Source organism: Paenibacillus wynnii, from assembly GCF_030812855.1.
Taxonomy (GTDB): Bacteria; Bacillota; Bacilli; order Paenibacillales; family Paenibacillaceae; genus Paenibacillus_AQ; species Paenibacillus_AQ wynnii_A.
Genome location: NZ_JAUSTK010000056.1, coordinates 1 through 8,181, shown reverse-complemented (window position 1 = coordinate 8,181; position 8,181 = coordinate 1). Strand labels below are relative to the sequence as shown.

Annotated in this window: 6 protein-coding genes and 1 riboswitch; of the genes, 4 read left to right on the top strand and 2 right to left on the bottom strand. The window is 47.9% G+C overall.

Annotation, left to right across the window (positions count from 1 at the left end; translation table 11 throughout):
- Window positions 1-73: 73 nt before the first annotated feature.
- Complete coding sequence (locus J2T20_RS25625) at window positions 74-517, bottom strand: sugar phosphate isomerase/epimerase family protein (protein ID WP_307592831.1); 444 nt, start codon at window positions 515-517, stop codon at window positions 74-76.
- 42 nt (window positions 518-559) lie between these two features.
- Window positions 560-868 carry an MTH1187 family thiamine-binding protein gene (locus J2T20_RS25620; protein WP_307592829.1) on the bottom strand — a complete coding sequence of 103 codons (309 nt, stop codon included), beginning with the start codon at window positions 866-868 and terminating at the stop codon, window positions 560-562.
- A 428-nt stretch (window positions 869-1,296) separates the two neighbouring features.
- Window positions 1,297-1,520: riboswitch (cobalamin riboswitch) on the top strand.
- 156 nt (window positions 1,521-1,676) lie between these two features.
- Between J2T20_RS25620 and J2T20_RS25615 the strand changes: the two genes are divergently transcribed.
- From J2T20_RS25615 to J2T20_RS25600, 4 genes are all read left to right on the top strand, one after another.
- Window positions 1,677-3,662, top strand: coding sequence for an anaerobic ribonucleoside triphosphate reductase (locus J2T20_RS25615; RefSeq protein WP_307592827.1), 1,986 nt, complete (start codon window positions 1,677-1,679; stop codon window positions 3,660-3,662).
- Window positions 3,659-4,174 (top strand): anaerobic ribonucleoside-triphosphate reductase activating protein, encoded by a 516-nt coding sequence (nrdG, locus tag J2T20_RS25610; protein WP_307592825.1) that lies wholly within the window; start codon window positions 3,659-3,661, stop codon window positions 4,172-4,174. The genes J2T20_RS25615 and nrdG overlap by 4 nt, the downstream gene beginning before the upstream one ends.
- 54 nt (window positions 4,175-4,228) lie before the next feature.
- Window positions 4,229-6,562, top strand: coding sequence for a ribonucleoside-diphosphate reductase subunit alpha (locus tag J2T20_RS25605; RefSeq protein ID WP_307592823.1), 2,334 nt, complete (start codon window positions 4,229-4,231; stop codon window positions 6,560-6,562).
- 288 nt (window positions 6,563-6,850) lie between these two features.
- Window positions 6,851-7,882 carry a ribonucleotide-diphosphate reductase subunit beta gene (locus tag J2T20_RS25600; RefSeq protein WP_307592820.1) on the top strand — a complete coding sequence of 344 codons (1,032 nt, stop codon included), beginning with the start codon at window positions 6,851-6,853 and terminating at the stop codon, window positions 7,880-7,882.
- Window positions 7,883-8,181: the final 299 nt, after the last annotated feature.

The window sequence follows — 8,181 nt, the reverse complement described above, 5'->3', positions numbered from 1 at the left end:
GCCCAACGTAGCTTAAAGCTAAGGCTAGACAGCTAGGGCTTTTTCAAGCCCCCACTTCATAACGTTTTACCGTTTAAGTGGTGGGTAGTTGACATTCAAAGTCATGGTTGTGATAGCCATATTTGAGGCCTGCTACTCGAACCATCTCGGAAGCCTTTTCAAAAAAGGGAATCAGTAAAGTTACATCCTCTAAGGAAGGGTTGGCCGGCACAGGAGATCCCGGTGTGATTATATATTGAAGTCCAAGCTCTTGGGCATATTCAATTTCTCGGGATAATGCCGTTTGCATATTGTCCAGACTGCTGAAATCAAGACCAACGTGCGCAGACGGAGCGGCTAATCCAAGATCATCAAGGGTTGTACGCAATTCCTTAGCAGATACGCCAAAATAACCCGCAAACTCCACCGCTTCATAGCCAATATCAGCTACTTTGCGCAAGGTACCTAGAAAGTCCTTTTCAGTCTGGTCCCGAAGAGTATACATTTGAATGCCTACCTGTTGTACTTTTGTCGCCATGAAAGTCCCACTCCTAAATAGTTGGATTTGTGCCTGAGGTGTTTAGTTCCCTAGAAGCTTGCGTTCCACAGACTCAAGTTTCCCCTTGCTGGTCGAGCTTTTGTCGCGGCGGTCGTCTATTTTAACAGATGTCGATACACGCTGTGCACCACCCGTGAATGGAGATTCATGCAGAGCCTCTACTGCTGCGAGAATCCGTCCCAACGGGCCTTCGATAATCGTCCCCATAGAAGTGAGCTCATAGGTTACACCCTCTACTGTCTCCAGCACACGCTGCATATCCGCAACATAGCTGCTGAGGCTTGTACTGCCTGTTCCAATCGGAATGACCGATACTTCAGCAATAGCCATCGGAATACCTCCTTAAAGTTTATAAGAGCATATACGACCTTTGTATCTATCTTTCTTCTATTGTAGCAACTCCACCCTCGCCCCACAAACATAGGCCTGTTGTATCTTCTCTACATTCACACTTGATTACTTCTAAGGCTAAAGCCCAGTACCACGCTCACAGTAATTATGGACGATTTGCGGCGTATTTGGGGATGATTTATGAATCATTTTCGGCATATTTGTGGATCAATTGTGGATTACCTGTGGACTAGCTGTGGATGGTTTGTGGAGTACTTGTTGGGAAGCCGCCCCCCGTATGGGTTTGCTAAAAAAATGTTTACAAACACAACATCTTGGGTTATTTTTATGTAACGACAACAAAATATAGTAGAGACAGGCGCTTTGAGCTTTTTTTGACATAAAGATAAAATGATAAGTTTCACAGCTTATTTTGGATCTTTATATGTCTATTAGTTCAAGCTTAATAGGGAAGTGCGGTGAGATTCCGCTGCGGTCCCGCCACTGTTAACCGGATGCCCGCGACTGGTACAAGCTAGAGCCGCGGACGATCTCCAACATAAGCCACTGAGGGCGACAAACTGTCCTTCGGGAAGGCATCAAGGAGAGATAAACCGGAAGCCAGGAGACCTGCCTGTCTCGACGACACCATCTATAACTAACCTGCGATGAACAGGGACGGTGTCCGCATGCGTCTTACATAAATAGACTCTGTAAATATCCAGGTGGGATAGTTACGTTACGCATACGGGCATTTTCTGCCATCCGGCAGGAAATGCTTTTTTAATATCGAGAGGAGAACGGTACAATGACGTTGCTGGATAAGCGATACAACGCTGTGAACGAGACTAAGGGAGTTTTGCTGGAGGAAGTAATCAGTCTGGGACGGGATATTATCGAGAGTCTGGACCTGGATCTGCTGCGTGAGAATGCCAATTTGAACGGGGAAAGCTTTTCCGGTAAAATGAGCAAGTTCGGCAGTGAGTATTCCAAGTGGTATGCTCGCAACTTCACCATGCCTCCACAGCTTGTTCAAGCCATTGAGGATAACGTAGTATATGTCCACGACCTGGATCAATATGCCATTGGGACAACCAATTGTATATTCATTCCGTTTGAACGACTTCTGCGCGAAGGCTTCAATACCGGCAACGGCAGCGTCCGTCCTCCGAATTCCATTATGACAGCGATGTCGCTGGTGGCGATTATTTTTCAATCCCAGCAAAATGCCCAATACGGCGGTGTATCCGCGAATAAAATAGATTATGATCTGGCCCCTTATGTAACCAAATCCTTCGCCAAGCTGTTCCGTAAGGGTCTCGGATACTTCGAAGAAGGACAAGCTGGCGAGCATCTCGGTGAAATTACGATGAGCCGGACGGATCTTGCTGAGCAGTACCCAAGAGCCTTCCGCTATGCGTTGAAGGAAACAGAAAGCGAAACACTGCAGGCTGCTGAAAGTATGATACATAACCTAAATACGATGTCCAGCCGATCCGGTGGACAAATTCCTTTTACAAGTATCAACTACGGAACCTGCACTACTCCTGAAGGTCAGCTCGTTATCAGCTCTTTGCTGACAGCTACTATGAACGGACTTGGAAGTGGCGAAACGCCGGTGTTCCCGATTCAGATTTTCAAATGCAAGCAGGGTGTGAACCAGCAGCAGGGCGATCCCAACTATGATCTGTTCTTGAAAGCTGCTGAGTGCTCCGCCCGCAGACTGTATCCTAACTTCGCTAATCTAGATGCACCGCTCAATATGCAGTATTATGATCCGACGAATCCTGATACAGAATTTGCTACCATGGGCTGCCGTACCCGCGTGCTGGGTGACCGCTTCGGCCGTGATCACTGCTCCGGCAAAGGCAACCTGTCTTTCAATACATTGAACCTGGTCCGGCTCGGTTTGGACTACGGCATAGCAACAGGCCGCCGCACCGCAGCTGATGAAGACGGCTTCTATGATGATCTTACTCATTATATGGATATTGCTTTAGAGGGGCTCCTGCACCGTTTCCGCATTCAATCCGCCCAGAAAGCCAAAGCGTCCGATTTCATGATGCGTGAGGGTGTCTGGGAGGGCGGCGAACAGCTGCATCCCGAGGAAAGTGTAGGCGAGCTTTTGAAGCACGGCAGTCTGTCACTGGGTTTCATTGGGATGGCTGAGTGTATGAAGGCGATGTATGGTAAACACCATGGCGAGGATATGGAAGTTCACGCCAAAGCAGTGGCTATCGTGCGTCATATGCGCGAATATTGCGACCGAAAGAGTGATGAATTGAACCTCAACATCACCTTGTTCGCTACGCCGGCAGAAGGCTTGTCGGGTAAATTCACGAAGATTGACCGTAAAAGTCTAGGAGCTATCCCGGGCATCACGGATCGGGAATATTATACAAATTCTTTTCATATCCCTGTTTATTACAACCTGGGCGCTGCCCAAAAAATCAGTCTGGAAGCTCCTTTCCATGAGCTCTGCAACGCTGGCGCGATCTCTTATGTAGAGTTAAACGGTAATGCCCGCAGCAACCCGTCTGCTTTTGTCAAAATTATTAAATACGCTCTAGAGCAGCAAGTTAGCTACTTCAGCATTAACCACCCGATAGACCGCTGCTCGGGATGCGGATATGAAGGTGTAATCGGTACAAACTGTCCTTCCTGCCATAGTCATGAGAGTGAAGTACACATCCGTCGGCTGCGCCGGGTAACCGGTTATTTGACCGGTGATTATCAGACCCGCTTCAATGCCGCCAAACAGGCAGAAGTTAGAGATCGGATTAAGCATCTATGAATATTTGCGGCTATTATCCGGAGTCCATTAATGAGGGAGAGGGCATGCGTGCCGTCATCTTCCTCAGCGGCTGCCGACACCGTTGCCCGGGCTGCTTCAATCCCGAGACATGGAATTTTAACTTTGGCGATGTATTTACCCCTGAACGTCAGCAAGAAATCATTGGGGAGATTGCCGCAAATCCGCTGCTTGATGGTTTGACACTGGCGGGCGGCGATCCTTTCTTTTCAGCTGGTGAGGCTGCGGGGTTCATCAATGAACTTCGAGCCACACTTCCAGGCTTCCCTGTCTGGATTTACAGCGGATACACCTATGAAGAAATTACAGCTATTCCCGGATCCCCTGAATACCAACTGCTACAGCAGTGTCAGGTACTCATCGACGGACGTTTTGTGGAGGATTTAAAAGATACTACCCTTCCCTATCGGGGAAGCACCAATCAGCGAATTATTGACGTTGCCGTAAGTTTAACCGGTCCTGAGGTTGTTCTTTGGCAGCCTTCTGCGCTTTAATACATCAATTTTTGATATTGAAAATTTACTCTATCCTAGAAGGGAAGATGAACAATGCCTCAACTCGTAGTAAAACCGGATAACCGCCAACTGGCTTTTGATGAAATCCGTCTCTCCGTCTATGCCGACCGAATTTTGAAGGATCTGGACCAGCTTAGCAAAGAAACACTGCTTCGCGGTGTACAATCCAAATTACGCCGTGAAGAAGTCAGCGGAGAGGAAATCAGCAGTGCCTTTACCATGAGTGCCCTGGAGCTGGTAACGAAGGAAGAACCAGACTGGAAGTTTGCGGCTGCACGTTCTCTTCTAACCTCTCTCTATAAAAAAGCTGCGGTTAACCGCCGCTACAAAGCGTATCCAGAAGAACCTTACGGTGAGCTGTACCCGCTGATCGTTGATTTGGTGAAAAAGGGGATTTACCGCGAGGAATTGTTGACCTTCTACACGAAAGAGCAAATTATCGAGCTGGAACACAGCATTGATTATACGCGCGACCTGCTGTTCGATTATATCGGCCTGCTAACTTTGTCTGATCGTTATTTGGCACATGATTTCGATGGACGCGTCATGGAGCTCCCGCAAGAACGTTATATGATTATAGCCATGTACCTGATGCACCGTGAGCCTGCGGAGAAACGTATGGAGCTTGTTAAAGAAGCTTACTGGGCAATGAGCAACATTTATATGACGGCGGCTACCCCGACCATGTCCAATGCCGGTAAAAAAGTGGCCGGACAGCTCTCCAGCTGCTTCATCGACACCGTGGACGACTCGCTGGAAGGTATTTTCGATTCCAATACGGACGTAGCCCGTCTTAGCAAAATGGGCGGCGGCATCGGCGTATACCTTGGCAAAATCCGGGCCCGCGGCTCCGATATCCGCGGACATAAAAATACCAGCTCCGGCGTCATCCCATGGATTCGCCAGTTGAACAATACGGCAGTCAGCGTAGACCAGCTTGGAACACGAAAAGGTGCCATTGCGGTCTATCTGGACGTATTCCACAAGGATATCCTTGCCTTCCTCGACCTCAAGTTGAACAACGGTGACGAGCGTATGCGTGCCCATGATGTATTCCACGGCGTATGCCTGCCCGACCTGTTCATGGAAGCGGTAGAGTCACGGGGACACTGGAACCTCTTCTGCCCGCATGAAATCAAAAAGGTGATGGGCTGGAAGGATGCCAACGGCCGCCCTCTTGGACTTGAGGACTTTTACGATGAGGAACTTGGACAAGGCGCCTTCCGTGAAAAATATGCTGAGGCAACTGCTAATCTGGACCTGTCACGCATCACGGTCCCTGCCATTGATATCATGAAACGAATTATGAAATCGCAACTGGAGACGGGTACACCGTATATGTTCTATCGAGATACCGTTAACCGTGCCAACCCGAACCGCCATGAAGGTATGGTATTCTCCTCCAACCTCTGTACAGAAATCATGCAGAATCAATCGGCTACCGTTGTCGAAACAGAAGAGCTTGTGACCAAAGACGGCCAAACCCGGATTGTTATCTCCAAAATCCCTGGAGACTTCGTGGTCTGCAACCTGAACTCCATACATTTAGCACGCGCCATTCCAGCTGGTGTTCTGGAGCGTCTTGTGCCGATTCAGGTTCGTATGCTCGATAACGTAATCGACATTAATAATATAGAAGTACTTCAAGCACAGTACACCAACAGCCAATACCGCGCTGTCGGCCTTGGCACATTCGGCCTGCATCATTTACTCGCGCTGAAGGGTATCCGCTGGGAGTCTGAGGAAGCTGTTGAGTTCAACAACCACCTGTATGAACACATTAACTATTTGCTCGTTCGTTCCAGCATGGAGTTGGCCCGTGAGAAAGGACGTTATCCGAAATTCGCCGGCTCCGATTGGGAGACGGGTGCTTACTTCACTTCACGCGGCTACCTCAGCGGTGAGCAGGAAGGCAAGTACGTAACTACGGAACAATGGCGTCAGCTTCAGCAAGAGGTCGCTCAAGACGGCGTTCGTAACGCGTGGATGTTCGCCATTGCGCCGAATGGATCTACTTCGATCATCGCCGGCTCCACAGCGAGTATTGACCCGCTCTATGAGCTGCTCTCCTACGAGGAGAAGACCACTTACAAGATTGCTAATCCTGCACCGGATCTGTCCGAGAAGACGATCTGGTATTATAAAACGGCCTTCACGATTGACCAAAACTGGTCAATCCGCATGGCATCCGCCCGCCAGCGCCACGTTGACCAGGGGCAAAGCTTCAACCTGTACGTGCAGCCAGACATAAAGGCCACCGATTTTCTGGAGCTGCATCTCAACGCCTGGAAGGGCGGCATGAAATCGACCTATTATGTGCGGAGTCGGGCGCTTACGATCGAAGAGTGTGAGTCTTGCGCTAGCTAAGTTGTCTTAGTGCCGTGAAATAGAGCATGGCGATTTTGTCGTAACTGCGCTGAATGTTGGACTTCCGGCCGCTGTTGTCTCCAGATTTTTTGATTTATACCGCTTTTAGCGGATAAAATCCGGAGACAGCTTATGCTTTCGAAGCGAGCTTTCCTACGGAAAGCTTTCGGGCGGTCGCTAACGCTCCTCCAGTTCCAAAATTCCTCTCCGTTACTATAACCGCCATTTTCTATAAGCAAGTCACAACAGAAAGATTAGCTTCGCAAACCAAGGAGGAGAAAAAGACAAATGCTACTACAAAAGATTTTTAATACAGAAGCCCCTAACCAATCCACACGCATCATCGACGGGGAATGCTCGGGCATTCTGAACTGGAACGATATTCGTATGCCGCATATGTATAAGCTGTACAAAGTACTGCTGCTCAATCACTGGATCGCTGATGAGATTCCAATGTCCAAGGATGCGCAGCAATTCCAGATCCTCGATGAAGAGGAGCGGCGCGTATTCAAGATCAACATTTCGCTGTTGGCGGTGCTGGATTCGATGCAGACGATGTTCGTGGGCGATGTGAAGCGATATTTTACCGACTCTTCATTGGAGGCTATTTCGGCGATTATCGGTCAGCAAGAGGTTGTGCATAACCAGTCCTATTCGTATGTCCTCTCCTCAATCGTGTCGGATAGTGAGCAGAAGGAGATTTTTGAATATTGGAAAAAAGATCCGGTACTTCTGGAGCGCAACCAATTCATCTCGGAGATCTATCAGGAATTCCGCGACAATCCTACAAAACAGACGTTCTTCCACGCATTGGTAGCCGATTTAATTCTTGAGGGGATTTTCTTTTACAGCACCTTTGCCTTCTTCTACAATCTGGCCCGTGACCAGAAAATGATGGCAACCAGCCAGATGATCTCCTACATTCAACGTGATGAGAACCAGCACTGCTATTTTTTTGCTGAAGTATTCAAACAATTACTGGTTGATTTCCCGGAACTGAATACCAAAGAGAACATGGATTACGTGTATCGCACCATCGACCGTGCAGTGGAGCTCGAGACCAACTGGGCGCATTACACCCTGACCAATGTTCGGGGAATCGACCTGAATGAGCTTGGCGATTATATCAAATATACCGCGAACAAACGCCTTACTCTGATGGGCATGGAAAAAGCTTATGCGGGTGTGGATGTAAACTGCATGCCGTGGATCAAGCCTTTCTCGGATGATGCACTGAATGCGACTAAAACTGATTTCTTCGAAGCCAAGTCGCGAAACTACGGCAAGGTCGGCGATGATAACGGGTTTGACGATTTGTAAAGTAACGTTAGAGATATGAGACAACTTTTTAGTTGTATTTTATACACCTATTTGGTTTGATTTAAGCTATATTTCACTAATAACTGCAGTTTCTACAACTAAAAGTTAAGATTCACCTGTTTTATGGCCTTTTCCTGCCAAATAGCTGCACTAAGTACAATTAAGTGGCTTTTAATCTTTATACAGTGATTTTAATTGCACAAACTGCACTAGACATGCACAAATGCTGACATGAAAAATATAGTTTAAATAAATTACTAAAAATGTATAATTATGATTTGTTTTCACTACTCAATCCA